This window comes from Peribacillus sp. YIM B13482, from assembly GCF_042787975.1.
GTDB lineage: Bacteria > Bacillota > Bacilli > Bacillales > DSM-1321 > Peribacillus > Peribacillus simplex_A.
In genome coordinates this window covers 1-20,168 of sequence record NZ_JBHZPF010000054.1, presented here as the reverse complement: position 1 = coordinate 20,168, position 20,168 = coordinate 1, and the positions used below count along the sequence as shown (strand labels likewise).

General features: G+C 38.8%; 11 protein-coding genes and 3 pseudogenes. 13 read left to right on the top strand and 1 reads right to left on the bottom strand.

The window, feature by feature from the left end:
- The first annotated feature begins 225 nt into the window (after positions 1-225).
- The 5 genes from ACFX4L_RS20675 (at position 226) to ACFX4L_RS20655 (ending at position 7,721) form a co-directional block, all read left to right on the top strand.
- A complete protein-coding gene (locus tag ACFX4L_RS20675; RefSeq protein WP_377406055.1) occupies positions 226-2,028 on the top strand; it encodes a cache domain-containing sensor histidine kinase in 1,803 nt (600 codons plus the stop codon).
- A 5-nt stretch (positions 2,029-2,033) separates the two neighbouring features.
- Entirely contained in the window at positions 2,034-3,200 is a 1,167-nt protein-coding gene (locus ACFX4L_RS20670; RefSeq protein WP_377385806.1) for a response regulator, read from the top strand.
- Complete coding sequence (locus tag ACFX4L_RS20665; RefSeq protein ID WP_377406053.1) at positions 3,200-4,474, top strand: ABC transporter substrate-binding protein; 1,275 nt, start codon at positions 3,200-3,202, stop codon at positions 4,472-4,474. The genes ACFX4L_RS20670 and ACFX4L_RS20665 overlap by 1 nt, the downstream gene beginning before the upstream one ends.
- A 145-nt stretch (positions 4,475-4,619) precedes the next feature.
- Entirely contained in the window at positions 4,620-6,083 is a 1,464-nt protein-coding gene (locus tag ACFX4L_RS20660; RefSeq protein ID WP_377406051.1) for a glycoside hydrolase family 68 protein, read from the top strand.
- A gap of 129 nt (positions 6,084-6,212) precedes the next feature.
- Complete coding sequence (locus ACFX4L_RS20655; RefSeq protein WP_377406069.1) at positions 6,213-7,721, top strand: glycoside hydrolase family 32 protein; 1,509 nt, start codon at positions 6,213-6,215, stop codon at positions 7,719-7,721.
- A gap of 228 nt (positions 7,722-7,949) precedes the next feature.
- Here ACFX4L_RS20655 and ACFX4L_RS20650 read toward each other — a convergent pair.
- A pseudogene (locus ACFX4L_RS20650) lies at positions 7,950-9,199 on the bottom strand (IS4 family transposase); the annotation flags it as partial.
- A 53-nt stretch (positions 9,200-9,252) separates the two neighbouring features.
- Between ACFX4L_RS20650 and ACFX4L_RS20645 the strand changes: the two are divergent.
- From ACFX4L_RS20645 to ACFX4L_RS20610, 8 genes and pseudogenes are all read left to right on the top strand, one after another.
- A pseudogene (locus tag ACFX4L_RS20645) lies at positions 9,253-10,406 on the top strand (IS3 family transposase).
- A gap of 332 nt (positions 10,407-10,738) precedes the next feature.
- Complete coding sequence (locus ACFX4L_RS20640; protein ID WP_284470528.1) at positions 10,739-11,491, top strand: DeoR/GlpR family DNA-binding transcription regulator; 753 nt, start codon at positions 10,739-10,741, stop codon at positions 11,489-11,491.
- A 546-nt stretch (positions 11,492-12,037) separates the two neighbouring features.
- Complete coding sequence (locus tag ACFX4L_RS20635) at positions 12,038-13,018, top strand: ABC transporter substrate-binding protein (protein ID WP_377406049.1); 981 nt, start codon at positions 12,038-12,040, stop codon at positions 13,016-13,018.
- A gap of 79 nt (positions 13,019-13,097) precedes the next feature.
- Complete coding sequence (locus ACFX4L_RS20630; protein ID WP_377406047.1) at positions 13,098-14,663, top strand: sugar ABC transporter ATP-binding protein; 1,566 nt, start codon at positions 13,098-13,100, stop codon at positions 14,661-14,663.
- Positions 14,664-14,743: 80 nt separating this feature from the next.
- Positions 14,744-15,646 carry an ABC transporter permease gene (locus tag ACFX4L_RS20625; RefSeq protein ID WP_225988884.1) on the top strand — a complete coding sequence of 301 codons (903 nt, stop codon included), beginning with the start codon at positions 14,744-14,746 and terminating at the stop codon, positions 15,644-15,646.
- Positions 15,647-15,704: 58 nt separating this feature from the next.
- Positions 15,705-16,736 (top strand): annotated as a pseudogene (locus tag ACFX4L_RS20620) (glycoside hydrolase family 32 protein); the annotation flags it as partial.
- 78 nt (positions 16,737-16,814) lie between these two features.
- Positions 16,815-18,749: a glycoside hydrolase family 32 protein gene (locus ACFX4L_RS20615; RefSeq protein WP_377406067.1), complete on the top strand. Its 1,935-nt coding sequence runs from the start codon at positions 16,815-16,817 to the stop codon at positions 18,747-18,749.
- Positions 18,750-18,866: 117 nt separating this feature from the next.
- A complete protein-coding gene (locus ACFX4L_RS20610; protein WP_377382925.1) occupies positions 18,867-19,832 on the top strand; it encodes a carbohydrate kinase family protein in 966 nt (321 codons plus the stop codon).
- The last annotated feature ends 336 nt before the right edge of the window (positions 19,833-20,168 follow it).

The window sequence follows — 20,168 nt, the reverse complement described above, 5'->3', positions numbered from 1 at the left end:
GCTGAAGATGTCTTCAGCTTTTTTGTTTGCCTTATCTTCTTCAAATCTCTGGCGCAGCGCAGATTAGAACATAATATAAGCCCGAACTGCGATATATAACGATACATGCACTTACACGAATCCTACTTAAGCATGATTGACTTGGTTTTTTGATTTGATATAGTTTTAGGATGCTAAAGTGAGAAGACTAAAAAAAGAGCCTACTGCGAAAGGGGGGTGCCTCCTGTGAAAAGTATACAAAGCCGTTTATTGATCATGCTGCTGATTTTCATCGTTCTGCCCTATTTCCTGTCCGTTTTTTTCATCTACACTTATACAAAAAACAGTGTGGAGCAGTATGAACTTGAAAACAGCCGGGAGCTGCTTCAAAAGAATGCGGATGAACTGGAGCAGTATTTTGACGACATGATTGATTTTCCATATATTCTGTACCGCAACCCTGATCTGTTTCGGATTTTTAATAATGGCTTCGAAGACTCCATTTATTTCAGCCCTATGACCATGGAAAAGAGTCTCGAAACCTTTTATCTAATGAGAAAAGAATTCCGGCAAATCCGTTTCTATATTGCTAAAAACAATGAGTCATTTACTGTCTATAATGCAATGATCAGCACACACAGGTATCAGCCGAATTTTCTTAACCAGGACCCGATCAAACAGCTGTATACATCTGACTCACAATATTTAATTGAGCCGCCCCACACTCTTGAGAATTACAATAATGCAGCCATTGTTCCAAAATCGGACAAAACGATGGTGATGACTTTTCACCACAAAATTAAAGACGTTCTTTCTAAAAAGTTTCTTGGGATGATTACAATCGACATTGATTTGGGCGAGTACGCCCGCATTTGCAATAACCTTGTCCAGGGAGACGAATCTTCTGTTTTGCTTATTGATTCAAAAGATCGCGTCATGTATGCAAACGATCGTGCCCTGATTGGAAAACCTCTTCCTACCGATGAAAAGCAACGTCTTGACGGGAATAGGAGCCGGCATGATGACGATATTATCTTATCAAAGGAGTTATCAGGGTCACTGAACGGCTGGAAATTGATTAAGGTCATGTCGAGTCAGGCTTTATTTGAAGATGCCAGGAAAACCGCCTATACCAATATCCTTGTCGGCATCGGCGTAGGAATACTGGGTTTGCTTATGATATGCATTATCTCAAATAGGATTACCCGTCCCATTACGAGGCTGAGCAGCAAAGTCCGCTCCATTGAAGGCGGAAATATGAATGTCCCCTTTGATGATACCAAAAGCGATGAAATTGGCCATTTGGAGTCACACATGAAGGACATGATGAACCGGATCAATTCCCACATTGACCGAGAATATAAGCTTGAAATTGAAAACAGGAAGAACCAGTTCAGGGCGTTAAAATCACAGGTTAATCCTCATTTTTTGTTTAACGCTTTACAATCCATCGGCGCTGTTGCCCTCAGGTCGAATGCACCAAAGGTCTATCAATTGCTGACTTCGCTGTCCAAAATGATGCGCTACTCAATGCAGGCAGATCAATGGGTAAGGGTTCGGGATGAAGCTGAGTATACAAAAGCGTACCTCTCCCTTCAAACAGAGCGTTTTGGTGAAAATGTAAGTTACTCGGTCAATATCGATGAATCCATTTTGGACATGACAATTCCAAGTATGATTCTGCAGCCCCTAGCAGAGAATTACATTAAACACACGTATGAGGAAGGTTACAGCAACGCTCATTTGTCCATTAACGGGGAAAAACAAGGAAACGATCTGTGCTTTACTGTAGAGAATGATGGTCCGGGTCTGATGGAAGAAGAGCTTCAGACTCTACGGGAACATATCTATACACCCCCTTACGAAGGGACTTATTCGCATGAACATATAGGCCTGAAGAATATTCGTGACAGGCTGCTTCTAGGGTATGGACCAAGTGCAGAAATGAAAGTAGATTCTAATGACGGACAAGGTGTTTCCGTCAGCATGAGGATCCCGATAAAGACCGACCATGGGAATGATAAAGACTTACTTCAGGAAAGGAGATGAACACGGTGAAAGCACTGATTGTCGATGATGAATTCAATGTGCGGGACGTCATACGCCATTTAGGCAAGTGGGAAACTTACGGCATCACCAAGCTATTGGAAGCGAAAAATGGCCATGAGGCAAAATCACTGATTGAGAAAGAACGCCCTGAGATTATCTTTACAGACGTGAAAATGCCCGGTATGGGCGGAATCGAACTGATTGAGTGGCTGGATTCCATTTCCTATCCGGGGAAAGTTATTTTCATTACTGGATATAACGATTATTCCTATATGCGGAAAGCCATTCAGCACAGCAGCTTTGATTACCTGCTGAAGCCGATTGAGTATGAGGCGTTCAATCATACTCTGGAAAAATCGGTACAAGCCTGGAAGGATGACTTTGAACATGCTGAAGTGCTGGAAGATGTGAAAAAACTGCGGAGAAACCAGTTAGCCACTGCGATATGTCTGGGGGACCGTTCAGATGCAATCAGCCTTGCCGAGTTTCTTCCTGAATCGGAGGGCTATAAGCTGACACTGCTCTCCTTTTACCAGATGCACAATCCGGATCTCTATATTCAAAAGCTTTCAGATGAACTTGCGGACCGCAAATTAGGAAATGCGTTTTCTCTGCAGACGGATCTTAACCTCTGCCTTGTTATCACCATTCACGATCAATGGCTCTCCGTTGAGGAATGGATCAGCCAGGAGTTCGATATCCCTGTAAGGCTTGTAACTGAAGACCAGGTCGAAACTTTATCGGATATCAGGACCTCGTTTCAGGCTCTGCAGAAAAAGCTCGAGGAACAAAACTTCCGATCCATCCACCGTCTGGATGAAATAGATGCCGCTCGCCGCATGGAAGACATGGTTTCCTATGTTGACATGTATTATATGGAGGATTTGAGTCTGGAAAAGCTGTCGAATGTTTTCTTCTTAAGCCGCGAGCATATCTCAAGAAAGTATAAGCAAGAAACCGGAATGACCCTGTCCAAATACATCACGGAGCTTAGAATCAGACAGGCAAAGTCGTGGCTGCAACAAAAAGACAAAAGCATTTACTCCATCTCGACCATGCTTGGCTATCAAGATGAAATCTACTTTTCAAAGCTATTTAAAAAGGTCGTCGGCATGACGCCTTTTGAGTTCAGGAATAAGAACGATCAACATGAATCTAAAGGGGTGACATGATGAAAAACAGGTTTTTATCCCTTTTGTTAATCGGAGCCGTCAGCCTGTCTCTTTCGGCATGTCAGGACGAAGCCCCACCAGAAAAAACGGAAAAGACAGAGCGGAAAATCACGCTGGATTTAAGGAATCCGAAAGTGGAAATCTCCACTCAATTTGAAGAAATGACGCGTGCTTATGAACGGGAAAATCCTCACGTCAATATCAGGGTACATACTGTTGGAGGCGCAATGGATGACCTCGCCGACCTAAAAGCCGAAATGGCGACCGGCACTGGTCCGGATATCTTTACAAACAGCGGCTATGAAAATGCCAAGCTATGGCGGAACTATCTGGAGGATCTCTCAGGGGAGCCCTGGATTAATCAAGCATACAAAGAAGCCCTGACGCCGGTCACATTGGACGGGAAAATTTACGGAATGCCGGTTAACCTTGAAGGGTATGGCTTTATCTATAATAAGGATCTATTTAAACAAGCCGGCATTACTGAACAGCCCGCCACTCTTTCTGAACTGACAGCAGCTGCCGAAAAGCTGCAGAATGCAGGCATTACTCCCTTTGCAACAGGCTACTATGAAGACTGGGAATTGGGCGACCATCTAATGAATGTTGCTTTTGCCCAGCAAAAGGATACTGATGCTTTTATAAGAAATTTAAATAACGGAACGGAAAAAATCAGTACCAATCAAACATTCAAGGATCTACTTGCCCTGCTGGATCTCACCATAAAGTACGGAAATGATAATCCACTATCAACGGACTATACAATGGAAGTGAATCTGTTTACCTCAGAAAAAGCAGCCATCATTCAGCAAGGCAACTGGATTCAGCCGATGATCGATCAAGCTTCGCCTGACATGAACATTGGTTTTATGCCGATTCCGATTAATGACCGACCTTTAAAGGAAGCCCTTGTCGTCGGCGTTCCAAATTATTGGGCCGTAAATAAACAGTCCATTCCTGAAAAGAAAAAAGAAGCCAAGAAGTTTTTAAATTGGATGGTGATGTCAGAACAAGGAAAACGGTTCATGACGGAAGAATTCAAATTCATTCCTGCGTTTAAGAACATTAAAACTGATGATATAGGGCCGCTCGCAGAAGAAACTCTTCGAAATTACAAAGATGGGAACACCGTCCCATCTAACTGGTTTCACTTCCCTGTTGAAATTAGAGAGGAATTCGGAGCCGCGACTCAGCTCTATGTCGGGAAACAGCTGAACCGCCATCAGCTGCTCAATGAATATCAGAAGTCCTGGGAGAGGTTTTCGAAGGAATAGCCTCTTGCCGGGGCTTTTTTTGCCTTCCGCAATTGCGATATCAATATACGACTAAATTCCAATCAATATGTGGCATACCTCTCTTTTCAGGAATCGCCTATAATTCTATTGTACTAGCAAACACATAAAACGAGGAGGAAGACTTATGAACTTTAGCAGGCTTGCCAAACAGGCAACAGCAGGAATACTCAGTACTGGCATTCTATTAAGCGGTACTGTTACCCAATCATTTGCAGCTTCAAAGGATCCGGCAGATTACAAAGAAACGTACGATACTTCACAAATCACTCGATCAGCTATGAAAGATATGATTAATCAGCACGGTGATACTAGATATGCCGTTCCTAAGTTTGACGAATCCACAATTAAAAACATCCCTTCTGCCAAAAAAGTAACGAAATCAGGCGAAACCATTGATTTAGATGTGTGGGATACATGGCCATTGCAAAACGCTGACGGGACTGTTGCAGAGTACAAAGGATATCATATCGTTTTTGGATTAGCAGGCGATCCTAAAAACGCGAGCGATACGTTCATCTACATATTCTACAAAAAAGTGGGCGACGACTCCCTTGATGCTTGGAAGAATGCTGGAAGAGTATTTGATGACAATGATAAAAACGTTCCAAATGATCCTTACCTAAAAGAGCAAGCCGAAGAGTGGTCAGGATCTGCAACCTTCACTGAGGACGGGGAAGTTCGCTTATTCTATACAAACCGGGAACCGTATATACCTGAGTCAGGAAATTATGGTAAACAAACCTTGACAACCGCTCAAGTAAACCTCTCAGAGCCAGATTCTGAAACATTAGAAGTGGATGGTGTTGAGGATTACAAATCCATCTATGAAGGCAAAGACAGCAAGTACTATCAAACTGTAGATAAATTTGTAGAGGACGGAAATTCTGCTGATAATCATACCTTCAGAGACCCTCACTATGTAGAAGACAACGGCCGCAAATACCTTGTATTTGAAGCAAATACGGGTACAGAATATGGCTACCAAGGCGAAGAATCGCTATACAATCGAGCTTATTATGGCAACAGCAATAATTTCTTCCAAGGTGAAAAAAACAAACTTATGCAAAGCCCTAAAAAAGAATTAGCTGAACTTGCCAACGGTGCAATTGGAATTATTGAAGTAAACGACGATTATACATTGAAAAAAGAAATGAAGCCATTGATTGTTTCAAATACGGTCACAGATGAAATCGAACGTCCAAACATCTTTAAAAAGGATGGCAAGTGGTATTTATTCACAAGTTCAAGAGGATCAAAAATGACCATTGATGGAATCGATAATCAAGATATTTACATGTTAGGCTACACGTCAAATTCCTTAACTGGCCCATATAAACCATTAAATAAAACGGGCATCGTCCTGCATCAGGATCTAGATCCATATGACATCACTTGGAACTATGCACACTATGCGATCCCGCAGGCTGACAGTGATAATGTTGTAGTGACTAGCTACATGACAAACAGAGGTTATTTTGAAGACAATAAATCTACCTTTGCCCCAAGCTTCCAGCTTAACATTAAAGGGGAAAAAACATCAGTAGTAAAAGACAGTATTCTTGAACAAGGCCAGATTACGGTTAAGTAATTGAAAAGAAAAAGAAAATGTCAGGAAAACTTGGCATTTTCTTTTTTCTATTTTAAAAGAGGAAAGTGGTGAGTTTAAGTGAACAAAAAGAAATATAAGATGGTTGGATTATTCGTTCTTGGATTATGGATGGTTATTAGCACAGGAATTTTGATTCATTCATTTTATAAAACAAAAGAAGCTAATCAGCCAAATAAGGTAGAAAAGCACTCTTACCGGGCTGCCTATCATTTTACTTCTCCTGATCATTGGAAAAACGATCCACAGAAGCCCGTTTACTATGAAGGAAATTATCATTATTTTTACCTCTATAATGGAGATTACCCGGATGGCAATGGTACAGAATGGCGACATGCCACCTCTAAAGATTTGATTCACTGGAATGATGAAGGAATTGCCATTCCAAAATATACGAATCAAAATGGGGATCCATGGACAGGGTCAGTCGTTATAGACACGGATAATACAGCTGGGTTTGGAAAAGAGGCTTTTGTGGCGATCGCAACACAACCTTCTAAGGATGGCCAGAAACAAGAACAATTTCTATGGTACAGTACGGACAAAGGAAATACGTTTACCTCTTACAGTGACGAGCCTATTATGAAAAATCCAGGAACGAAGGATTTTAGAGATCCAAAAATCATCTGGGATAACACAAATCAAAAATGGGTCATGACCTTGGCCGAAGGATCGAAAATAGGTTTTTATGAGTCTAATAATCTGAAAGATTGGCGCTATACGAGCAGCTTTTCCACTAAGAACATTGGAGTTTTAGAGTGCCCTGACCTTTACCAGATCCGCGCTGATGACGGGACAGTAAAGTGGGTGCTGGGCGTCAGTGCAAACGGAAAAGCAGCAGGGAAACCCAACACCTATGCATACTGGACAGGAACGTTTAATGGAACAGAATTTCTTCTAGATAACCATGAACCCCAATGGCTAGACTACGGTTTCGATTGGTATGGCGGAGTATCGTTTGAAGATGGCAAGGCAAGTGACAAATTAGACAAACGCTATGCCCTCGCTTGGATGAATAACTGGGCCTACGCCAACAATACGCCGACATTAAAAGAAGGGTTTAACGGAATGGATTCGATCGTCCGTCAAATTGAACTAAAGCGTGAAGGAGAGAACAAGTATTATCTTTCTTCACAGCCTTCAGAAGCATTAAAAGAATTGACAAGCTCAATGAATTCTTTTGATAAAATCGAAGTGGATGGCTCGGAAACACTTGATGTTAAAGGAGATGCCTATCAAATAGAGGCAGATCTCTCATGGTCGGATTTTAAGACTGCAGGATTTAGGCTCAGGGAGTCAGATGATCAAAAACGCCACGTTGACGTAGGCATTTCTGCAGAAGGAAATTACTCTTATGTCAATCGAGTATTCACAGATCAACCTGACGAAATGAATCAGTTCGTTGAAAGTACTGCACCATTTGATGTCAGTAAGAAGAAGGTTCATTTAAAGATACTCGTCGATAAAACGAGTATTGAAGTTTTTGTGGATGATGGAAAGGCTGCTTATTCAAACTTAATATTCCCTCATGCTGAAGATAAAGGAATTACTCTCTTCTCCGAGGGCGGCAAAACGATCTTTAAGAATATGAAGGTTACACATTTTGATCCGATTAATTGAACCTCATCTTGGCAGATACCTTTCATATGAGTACACATACATTCTTTTATAAGAAATGACTCCTTCAAATATGTACATTTACTAAAAGGGGTACCACCACATCGCCATCAAGCTAAGCGCGCAAGAGATAATATAAAAGTGTGTTCTCTTTAATTTGCTAAGGTTACACTAAAAATGCTCATGACAAAAAAAACATCAAATAGTTTTTTTAAAAAAATATTAGGCAGCTTTAAGTTTTTGTGACAGACGTAGAAAAACTTTTGATAATTCTTTGGCGTCCTTTTGTAATCCTTGATAAAACAATAAATAATAGTCTTTTATCATATAGATGGATTTATATTAACTTAACTCCTTCTTTTTCTTATCTAAAAGTAACTGACGCATTCTAAACATCGTAGATGAACAGAGTAAAATGCTAATAAGTTGCCCATACAAGTGACACTCTAAGCGTTCCCTCTTAATCTCTATGCACTTGTCAATTTGAAAGAAAGATTTCCATGTCTTAAATAGAATTTCAATCTGCCAACGTAACGAATACAGTTCATGAATATGTTCCGTTGGAACGTCTTCTAAAGAAAGATTTGTAATAATACGTTCATTCCACTTAATCGTTTGCTTCGGTCTCTATAGGTAATGCCCTTCTTCTTTTCTTTTTTTGCTTGTTCTTTCAATCTTTTCTCTGTTTGTACCTCAGTTAGTCGATGAATAATCACTCGGGCGGGTAGTTTTTGATACAGCCCAATGTATGCTTCTGAAATTTCAAGTGTTTGACCAGGTTGTAATTGATTCATAAGCTCTTCCGTGTCTAACTGAATAAAGAGAGTACCTTTCTTCACAGTCCCATTTCGAAAAAACTCTGGTTCATCATTCTTACGATATATACGAGAATTCAACTTCAAACGTGAGACAAAGTAAGCACCTTCATCATTCATTTTCTGTAAGTCGTGTAAGTCGAAATACCCTAAATCCCTTATGTATAAGTCTTTCGGTTGAATGGTTAGTAGACTTGTGGAACCGAAGGTTTTATCATTTTATCTCCCTTCTCCTACATAAACGTGGAGGAACTTCCCACTCAATAAGTCATATTCAAGTTGGATTTTAACACCTGCGGTATGGCTACTTCCGCCAGAACCTTGATAATGTGAAGCAAACTTATCTGGAAGTTGAAATGTTGTAGAATCTAGGATCCGAATACGTTTAAAAGTCGTGGAGTATGGATGAAGTATTTCTTGTGTTGAATGAATTCTTTGAGTTAAAAGATTAGCTAGAACTTGTTGAAGAAACTGTACGGCTGAACCATTAAATCGTTGATTAAGCCCTTAGGGGCTCATGAGGACACCTGTAGATGCTTCGAGGCGGCTACACAATTGTGTTAGTGGTGTACTCGCGACCTGTTGACTAAGCCATACACATAAAGCAATTAATTCTTGTGCTTGATATTTACTTGTACGTTAAACAAAACCAACTTCTGGAGTTAGTATAGTTTCATGGACACATTTTAGTTAAGTCCAATAATGATTTTTGAGAGGATGTGTTCGAACGTAAGAATACAGGTGAAAAGTATAATAATGAATTCAAGAAGACTATTGTAGATCTTTGTCACTCGGGTAATTCAGTAAGAGAATTAAGTGGCGAATATGGTGTATCAGACGTAACTATTTAAAATGGGTTAAAGAATTTACCCCTATCGGTTTAGGGAAAGAGTCTATGACTCCGAAGGAATTAGCCGCCATACAGAAGGAAAACCTTCGGTTAAAGCAGGAAGTTGAAATCTTAAAAAAGGCTATGGCCATATTCGCGAAAAAATAACCGAGACAGACCTTACCGAATTTATCGAGGAAAATAGGAATCTATACCCTGTACAGAGAATGTGTGAAGTATTAGAAATCCCCAAGAAGCCGCCATTATCAGTCTCTTCAACTTGTCGTATCCAATCGCGAACAGGAAAACAAAGAACTAACGAATAAAATGAACCTCATTTACCTAGAAAGCAAAGGGACGGTATGGTGCTCCTAAGATACATCAAATCCTATTAACCAAAGGATTTTCCCTCAGTCTAAAGCGTGTTCAACGCTTAATGAGCAAGGCGAGTATTCGTTCTATCACGAAGAAAAAATACCGTTCTTAGCCATCTAAAGAAAAAGTTATTCAGTTAGATAATTTGCTTAAACGAGACTTTACCACCCAGACCATTAATGAGAAATGGGTAGCTGATATTACGTATATCCACACGTTAAAAGACGGATGGTGTTATTTAGCTTCTGTATTGGATCTTCATTCAAAGAAAATAGTTGGGTATTCCTTTTCACGTTCTATGACGACAGATCTGGTCATAAAAGCTTTCGATAACGCTCACTCTTCACAAAAGCCCTCGGAGGGCTTAGTTCTTCATACGGGTCTTGGCTCACAATATAAAAGCAGTGAGTTTACTCATCATACCCAGAATCATCATATTAAGCAATCCTTTAGTCAAAAGGTTGCCCGCACGATAGTGCCTGTATTGAATCCTTTCATGCGATACTAAAAAAGGAAGAAGTCAACCACGTCCAGTATCTAGATTACCAAACAGCTAAATTAGCGATATTCCAATTTATTGAAGGTTGGTATAACCGAAAAAGAATTCACAGCAGCTTAGGATATAAAACTCCACAAGCTATTGAAGACCAAATTAGAAATGCAGCTTAAGATTTAACTTTTTTGTGTCCAAAATATTGACTCAAATCCATTCTTTAGCTAATTGTTGTAGAGAAGATGGGATAAGTAGTTTTGAAGTTCTTGAGAAAAGAGATTCATCTCGTCTGAAACAGAAAAACTCATAGAAAACGCCATCCTTCCTGTATATTTCTACAAAAAGAATAGCGTTTTTTCGTTGTGATGATACAAATTCACCATAGCTTGTTGGCGGTACCCCTAATATAGTTCTCACATGTCACTGCAAAATTCTATATACTAAAATTAATTAAACTAGAATACACGAAGAACCTTTAAATAGAAGTGTAATACGAGGAGGAGATAACATGCTTATTACGGAACGGCATCAATTAATTTTAAAGCTGTTAAAAGAAAAGGGGAATGTTAAGATTCATGAGCTAGTAGAATTAACAAATACTTCAGAATCTACTTTGCGTCGTGATCTAGATCAATTAGAAAAGCAGAACTACTTAAAACGAGTACATGGTGGAGCTTCACTTTTACATAGTAAGCGAGACGAACCAAGTGTGTTTGAGAAAATAACGCAGAACCTTGAGGAAAAAGCTAAGATAGCAAAATATGCGGCAGAACTAATTTTGGACGGCGACTGTGTTTATCTTGATGCTGGAACAACAACGTATCAGATGATCAAACATTTAAGGCAAAAAGATATCGTTGTCATTACAAACGGAATTGATCATTTAGATGCATTACTTGAAAATGAAATATGTACATATTTTATTGGTGGGTTTGTTAAAAAGATTACTAAAGCAACAGTTGGACGTTATGCATACGAAAGTATAAAAAAATACAGATTTGATAAGTGTTTCATGGGTGCGAACGCTATTCATTATAATTTTGGATTGACTACCCCAGATCCAGAAGAGGCGCAAATAAAAGAAAGAGCCATTTTCTTGTCACGTGAGGCCTTTGTATTAGCAGATCATACAAAGTTTGGAGAAGTATCATTTTCTAAGTTTGCAGATTTAAACCAAACAAAAGTTATTACGAATGAAGAAAGTACAATAACGTTAGGAAAATATAAGGAGAAAACGGAGATAATTATTGTGAGGGATTAAAAACTAAATTTGCTATCGTTGAAGGAAAGCTGGTATTCAAACTGTCTGATTCAGACAGTTTGAATACCAGCTTTTTTGAAAATTCTGAAATTATTTTATTGGAAATTTACCCCTTTGTTTTATCAATATAATAAAGAATGCTTGATTCATTGTAATGTGATCAATTAACAATGAGGGAAAATCTGCTCCATCTATTAAACATTCCATTTGAAAGTTTAATATTTTATGTTATCAATATATTTTTTGTAATAATTGGTACCATTGACAATTACAAACAGCTTTAATATAATCAAAATCAATCAAAACCAACCAAATTCATTCAATTGTAATTATAAGGGGTAAAGGGTAATTATATTGTTTTACGAGGGATGAAAGCGTTATCAATAAAAAGTCAATGTGAAAAAACTATCAAAATCAACCATATCTCCATTATTTCAACCAAAAATATTCATTTAAGGAGGTGATCTAGTTTAAGAGATTGAGAGCGGTAACAATTTCTCGTTCTGTAGCTAATTATTTTCATCTTCAAAAACTAGGGGGATTAATATGAAAAAATATGTAAAAATTATAGGAATACTAGTTTTGGCTTTTGTAATTGCCGCGATGACGGCATGTAGTGGGGCTAGTGAATCATCAAATGGACCAACAGATGGTAACGAAGGACAAAAAGGTAACAAACAATTAACGATCGGTGTAGCGGTGGGGAGTTTAGCAAACCCTTTCTTCGTCTCCATGGCTAAAGGTGCTGAAGAAGCAGGAAAAGAATTAGGTGCTGAAGTTCTAGTTGAAAGCGCTGAATATGATCTAGCAAAACAAGCAGCTCAAATTGAAAACTTTATTACGAAAAAGGTAGATATCATTCTTTTAAATGCTGTTGATACAAAAGGAATTGCGGCAGCTGTTCAACAGGCCAAAGCTGCTGATATTCCAGTAGTTGCTGTAGATACTAATGCTGAAGGTGGTGTCGATGCAACTGTTACTTCAGACAACTATCAAGCTGGTAAACTGGCCGGAGAATATGTGATTGAAAAATTAGGTGGAAAAGGAAAAATAGTTATTATTGATGGACCTCCTGTTTCGGCTGTATCTGATCGTATTCAAGGATTTGAAGATGCAATAAAGGATTCCGAAATTAAAGTTATCGCGAAGCAAAATGGAGAAGGGAATCGCGAAAAGGCATTAACGGTGATGGAAAGTATTTTACAAGCTAATTCATCAGGCTCTATTGACGCTGTATTTGCGATTAATGATCCAGCAGCAATTGGTGTTGAAATTGCTCAAGAGCAAGCGAATCGTAAAAATGAATTTTTCATTGTCGGTGTGGACGGTGCTCCTGAAGCCACAGAAGCAATGGCAAAGGAAGGAAGTACAATTGCTGCAACTTCAGCTCAGTCACCTAGTAACATGATCAAAAAAGCTGTTGAAATCGGAATGAAAGTGAAAAATGGTGAAGAAGTTGAGGAGCTTATTAAAGTTCCAGTTGAGATTGTAACTCAAGATACATTAGATTCTTACCAAGGTTGGTAAGCCTCTTTCAATAATAGGCTGATAAGGATTCCTCCTTTAATCAGCCTCTTCAAATCAATATAAGGGGTGAGATAAAGGTATGGCTGTCAATGAAATGTCGCTTAAAGGCCAACAAATTCTAAAAAAGCCAGTGTTGAATATGGAAGGGATTGGTAAAACGTTCTCAAGTGTAACCGTATTGAACAATGTGAGAATGGAACTTTATCCAGGTGAAGTACATGCATTAATGGGAGAGAATGGCGCTGGAAAGTCAACTTTCATGAAAATCCTCGCAGGCATTCATACACCTGATGACAATGGTGGGAAAATCTACTTGAAAGGTCAACCAATTTTATGGAAGGACCCTACTGATGCAAGGAACAAAGGAATTAGTGTTATTCATCAGGAGTTAAACCTTTCTCCTAATTTAACAATAAGTGAAAATATCTTAATGGGTTCGAACTTTCCTAGAAATGGTTTAGGAATGGTGAAATGGGATGAGGTCCATGAACGTGCCCAAGAGGTGTTAGATTCAATGGGGTCGAATCTAAATCCACGCCAATTGGTTTCGACCTTAAGTGTTGCTCAACAACAAATTGTCGAGATCGCCCGAGCATTATCCTTTAATGCAGAGGTACTCATAATGGATGAACCAACCGCCTCTTTAACAGATAAAGAAATAAAAAAGCTGTTTGAAATTATTGATGATTTGAAAAAGCAGGGAGTTGCTATTGTATATATCTCTCACAGAATGGAAGAAATCTTTAAAATTTCTAATAGGTTCACTGTATTACGTGACGGCGAATGGATTGCAAGTGGGCCGATTGAAGAGACAAATCCTGATCATCTCGTAAAGCTGATGGTAGGAAGGGATTTAAAGGACTTGTTTAATCGGTCAAAAGCTTTTGGCACAAAAAATCTAACGGAAGTTTCACCTGTACTTGAATTGAAAAATGTTTCTGATAACACAATTGTAAAGAATGTATCTTTAAAAATTTACCCAGGTGAAATTGTTGGTTTAGCGGGGCTTGTTGGAGCTGGCAGAACAGAATTGGTTAGGGCCATTTTCGGTTTGTCCGAGTTGAAAAGTGGCGAAATATTGGTTGATGGTCAATCTGTTAGAATCAAATCCTCAATAGATGCTATTGCTAATAGGATTGCACATGTACCTGAAAGCAGGAAAGAACAAGGGTTATTTTTATCAATGTCCGTAAAAGAGAACATCATAATGGCTGAATTGAAAAAACACGCTAAAGCAGGAATTGTTAATTGGAAGCAAGCAAATGAAAGCGCTAACCAATATATTGAAGACTTAAATATAAAAATAGCTTCCCCAGAACAGCAAGTATCAAACTTAAGTGGTGGGAACCAACAAAAGGTAGTGATCGCTAGGTGGCTATCAATTGCACCAAAGGTACTACTACTTGATGAACCAACACGAGGGGTTGATATAGGTGCCAAGACTGAAATCCACAAGATTGTTTCAAAGCTTGCAGATGAAGGATTGGCCGTTTTAATGATATCATCTGAACTTCCTGAAGTATTGGGGGTAAGTGATCGAATACTTGTCATGAGTGAAGGAAGGTTAACAGGCGAGCTTTCGAAGGAAGAAGCTACACAGGAAACAATTATGCGTTTAGCTACCAAAGGGGGGAGAGAGAAATGAGAGGGAATACGCAAACTATTACACATTCACAACGCCTAAATATAGGAAATGTCCTTTATTCTTTATGGAATAGGCTTGGCATGATCATGATTTTATTATTATTGTGTGTAGTACTTTCATTTACAGCACCAAATTTTTTAGATACAGCCAATTTATTGAATGTATTAAAACAGGTTTCCATTATTGCTATTTTAGCTGCTGGGATGACAATCGTTATTTTAACTGGTGGTATTGATTTATCAGTTGGTGCAACAGTTGCTCTATCAGGCGTTATCTCAGTCATGGTCTCTTCTGCAGGAGTTAATCCTATTATTGCGATGTTATCAGGCGTACTAGTAGGGTATGCAGTAGGACTGATTAATGGTTTTCTTACAGCCAAAGCAAAGTTACCAGCATTTATTGTTACACTAGGCAGCTTCACATATGTTCGTGGACTCGCTTATGTCATTAGTGGCGGTTATCCAATTGTTTTACAAAACGAAACATTTAAATTCATCGGTGGTGGAAGTATTTTCGGAATCCCCACTCCTATTTATATCATGTCTTTAGTATATGTTGTGATGTTTTTTGTTCTTAAATATACGATGTTTGGTCGTCATATTTATGCGATTGGTGGCAATGAAGAGGCAGCTCGGTTAACTGGAATTAAGGTTGAAAAGTCTTTAATCAATGTGTATTCGATTAGTGGTTTACTAGCTGGTTTAGGAGGAGTCGTTTTAGCGGGAAGGTTGTTTTCTGGACAGCCAACTGCTGGTCAAATGTATGAATTAGACGCAATTGCTGCTGTTATTCTAGGAGGAACAAGTTTAACAGGTGGAAAAGGGAAAATAATAGGAACAATTATTGGGGTTTTAATTATGGGGGTAATCAGTAATGGGTTAACTCTAATGGATGTCAACTATTATTGGCAGTTAGTTGTAAAAGGTGGAGTCATTGTGGCAGCCGTTTTATTAGATCGATTGCGCGGAAATAGTCCAGCATAACGATCACATGTCATTTTAGATTTTAAAAAAGGGATGTGAAATAAAAGTGAAGAGGAGTATTAGTATTCTACTAATATGTTTAACTGTCCCTTGTTTACCATTTAATAGTGCATATGCAGAAGATCCTGGGTATTATAATGAACCATACCGTAATCAATTTCATTTTTCTCCTGAAGCTAACTGGATGAATGATCCGAATGGTATGGTTTTTTATAAAGGTGAATATCATTTGTTTTATCAATATCATCCGTATGGAACGACATGGGGACCGATGCATTGGGGGCATGCTGTCAGTAAAGATCTTGTTAATTGGGAGCATTTGCCGATTGCTTTATCGCCGGATGAAAACGGCCAGATTTTCTCGGGGAGTGCTGTTATTGATTGGAACAATACAGCTGGCTTTGGAAAAGAAGCAATGGTTGCCATCTTTACGCATTCAGGGGAGAAGCAAGTCCAAAGTATAGCGTATAGCCTAGATGAAGGAAGAACTTGGGAAAAGTATAAAGGGAATCCCGTAATGCCAGACCCTCCTATACAAGATTGGCGCGATCCTAAAGTATTTTGGCATGAAGAATCAAACCAATGGGTTATGTCGTTAGCGGCTAAGGATAAGATCATGTTTTATACCTCACCTAATTTAAAAGAGTGGGAGTATGCAAGTGAATTCGGCGAAGATGGTGGAATACAAGCAAATAGCTTAGACAGAACTTCTTATGCCATGTCATCCCAGACAGGTGAATCATTTAGCTATGAGGGAGATATTACCCTTAATGAGAAGAATGGGAGAGAAGGGGCAGGCGGTTTAGTTTTTCGGTCAGATAGGAGTGCAAAGAACGGCTATGTTGCAAGCTTTGATGCCAAAAACGATGTCATAACATTAAGTAAGAATGTAGATGGAACAAATGAGGAAATTGCGAGAAAACCTTTTACCCTCAAAACTTCAACTACCTACCATGTGAAGGTGGAAACAGATGGGGATCAAATTCAAGTCTCTGTAAACGATCAATCCGTTATAAAAAAAACAGATATAGAATTCGATTATGGATACTATGGATTGTCAGCGTGGAATTCAACGGCTGCCTTTCGAAATGTGGAGTTCAAGAATACATCTAACTTTGAAACCAATTTATCAAAATGGACAGATGTAAACGGTAGCTGGGAGAACACGATGGATGGAAAAAGTGGAACCTCTACGGAGGATGCTTTTGTAATGAGTGGTCAAACAGGGGATAACTTTTTTTATGAAGCAAACATTGAGATATCTGGGGGAAAAGGTGGCAATGGAGCTGGCTCGCTCGTTTTTCGTGCAGATCCTAATGGAACAAACGGTTATATGGCGAATATCGATGCTTTAAACGATACAATAAAAATCATGAAAATCGAAAATGGAGACATATCCATTCTAGCTGAAAAAACAATAAATCTAGATACAGATAAAAGGTACCATTTAAAAGCAAGCACCCATGGAAAAAATATTAAAATTTCTTTAGATGGAAATCTCATTCATGATGTAAATGATTCAACTTTTTCATCAGGGCATTTTGGCTTAAATGTTTGGAATTCATCCACGTTATTCCAAGATGTTCAAGTTGGTAAGAACATCATGACAAATGAAAAGGAAATTATTAATCATGATTTTGAGGCAGGTGATCTAACTGGGTGGAGTACAATCGAAGGTAATGCTTTCACAAAAGATCATGTGACAAATGTATCATCATACTGGGGAGGGGATTTCGGCCACCAAGGAAACTACCACTTATGGGGGTTTACTGATCTACAAAAGGGAGATGACGCAACAGGTGAACTGCACTCCTCATATTTTAAACTAGGTGGCTCTGGAGAAATCAACTTTCTGTTGGGCGGTGGTAATGATATCAACACCCGCTATGTTTCGTTAGTGAGAGCCTCTGATGATCAAGAATTAATTCGACAAGCCAATACCAAATTTAAAGAAGAAAAATATCATAAATACGTCTGGGATGCGTCTAAATACATTGGAGAAGTGTTATATATTAAAGCTGTAGACCAAGCTACAGGTGGTTGGGGTCATATAAACATGGATGATGTTAATGTTTATAATGAAGGGGCCATGCCAAATGAAGTAGACCAAGTTGCCAAAGAGCCTGAGAAAGACGATTCGAAAGAAAGCGGCATCCTTACAGACTGGTCTGCTGTTTCTGGAGAGTGGATACCTTCTACTCATGGTAGTAACGGAGGGATTTGGGAATGTCCTACTCTCATCGAATTACCAATTGAAGGTGACCCTTCAAAAACAAAATGGGTACTACAGGTAAGCATTAATGATGGCGCTCCTGCAGGCGGGTCAGGTATGCAATATTTTGTAGGTACCTTTGACGGGAAAACTTTTAAAAATGAAAACCCTTCCAATCAAGTGTTATGGACTGACTATGGGGCAGATTATTATGCCGCAGTAGATTGGAGCGGAATTGAGGGTAAGAATGGCGAAAAATATTGGATTGGCTGGATGAGTAATTGGCAATATGCAAATAATACACCAACTTCGACTTGGAGAAGTTCAACGACATTACCAAGAAAGATGGAGCTAACTCAGACAGAAGAAGGTTTACGTTTAAAACAAACACCAGTTTCTTTAAAAACCATTCGAGATAAGAGTGAAAAAATTTCATATAAAAATAAAGTCATATCTGGTGAAAGTAATCTCCTATCTAAACTATCAGAAGATACATTTGAAATGATAGCTGAGTTTGATGTAGATGATATAAAAGCAACTGAATTCGGCTTTCAAGTTCGTAAAGGAGCAACTGAATATACGACTATTGGCTATGATGTTGCCACCAAACAGTTATTCGTAGACCGTTCAAGTTCAGGAAGCTTTGATTATGGGAACAATGTAGTCGGTAAGCATGACGGACCGTTAAATGCAATAAATGGGACTGTGAAAATGCATATTTTCATTGACCGATCTGCTGTAGAAGTGTTTGGAAACAAAGGTGAAACGGTTATTTCTGATCAAATTTTCCCGGATCCATCAAGTAAAGGATTACAAATTTATAGCAAGGGTGGAGAAGTTACATTAAAGTCTTTGAAAATATACCCTTTAAAGAGTATATGGGAAAGATAAAGACTAAATTTCAATCCAATTAAAGAGGGGTTGATAGTAAGAGTTTATGAAGGCTGTCGAAAATGATCGATAGCCTTTCATTTTACCTAAATCACAAGAATGGAGAGTGTAATGTAAATGAATAAAACAAACCGCGCAGTCATATGCGTTGGGGAGCTTTTGATCGATTTTTATTGTACAGATATTGATGTTAATTTAATGGAAGGTAATCATTTTCTAAAGAAAGCCGGGGGTGCACCAGCGAATGTCGCAGCTGCTATTTCAAGGCTAGGTGGGGAAACGAGTCTTATTGGAAAAGTAGGAAATGACCCATTTGGATTATTTTTAATAGAAACGATGAAAGAGGTGGGGGTTGATACATCGATGATTGTTACTGACGATTTAGCACCAACTACTTTAGCATTTGTTTCTTTACAAGCAAATGGTGAAAGGGATTTTGTATTCAATAGAGGAGCGGATCGAAATTTAACAGAGGATAACTTATACCTAGATAGATTAAGTGGTGCAAAGATCATTCACTTTGGATCTGCAACTGCATTTCTGGAAAACCCTTTTAAAACAACTTATTTAAAGGCAATGGAATTTGCACAAAATAGGGGGATATTTCTATCGTTTGACCCTAACTTCCGACATGATTTATGGAAAAATAGAGTGGCTGAATTTATTAGTTTAGCTAGAAAGGGTATATCAATGGCTGACTTTGTAAAAGTTAGCGAAGTAGAGCTTGAACTAATCACGGGAAAAATGGATAAATATGATGGAATAGCAATGCTCCATCATTTAGGGGCAAAAATAGTGGCTGTTACCCTTGGATGGGAAGGCACTCTTCTTTCAAATGGAAGTGGAATGAGTGTAATAAACAGCGTCGAAGTAAATTCAATTGACTCAACTGGTGCTGGTGATGCATTTGTCGGTGCTGCTTTATTTCAATTTGCAAATCTTGAGTCCTATGAAACAATTCTTAGTGATTTTAGTAAACTTAAAGAGATCATTCTTTTTGCAAATAAAGTAGGTGCCGTCGTGTGTACGAAGGTAGGAGCGATTTCTTCTCTACCAAACGAAGAGGATATATATAAGATTTAGTCTTCATCGTATTGTTTCGGAATGTGAAAAAATCGCGGTACACCTGGCTTAGAGAGTCTAGGTGCATCGCGATTTTTAGTTTATATAAGCGGTTGTTCAAGAAGGAACTAGTCTTTACACATTTAATAAGAAGTGGCGAAACAAATTACAAGACCTATTCGGCAAAAACCAATGACTGTAAAGTCTGTCCTTTCAGAGTGGAATGCTTCGGGAAAACAGCGACAAAGAACCATATCACGCCCCATCGCCCATGAACTATAGAAAACATGAAAAGGACAAAAACAAGTGGTTACAAACTGGTTCAAAAACTAAGAAGAATCTGGTGTGAAGGCTCAT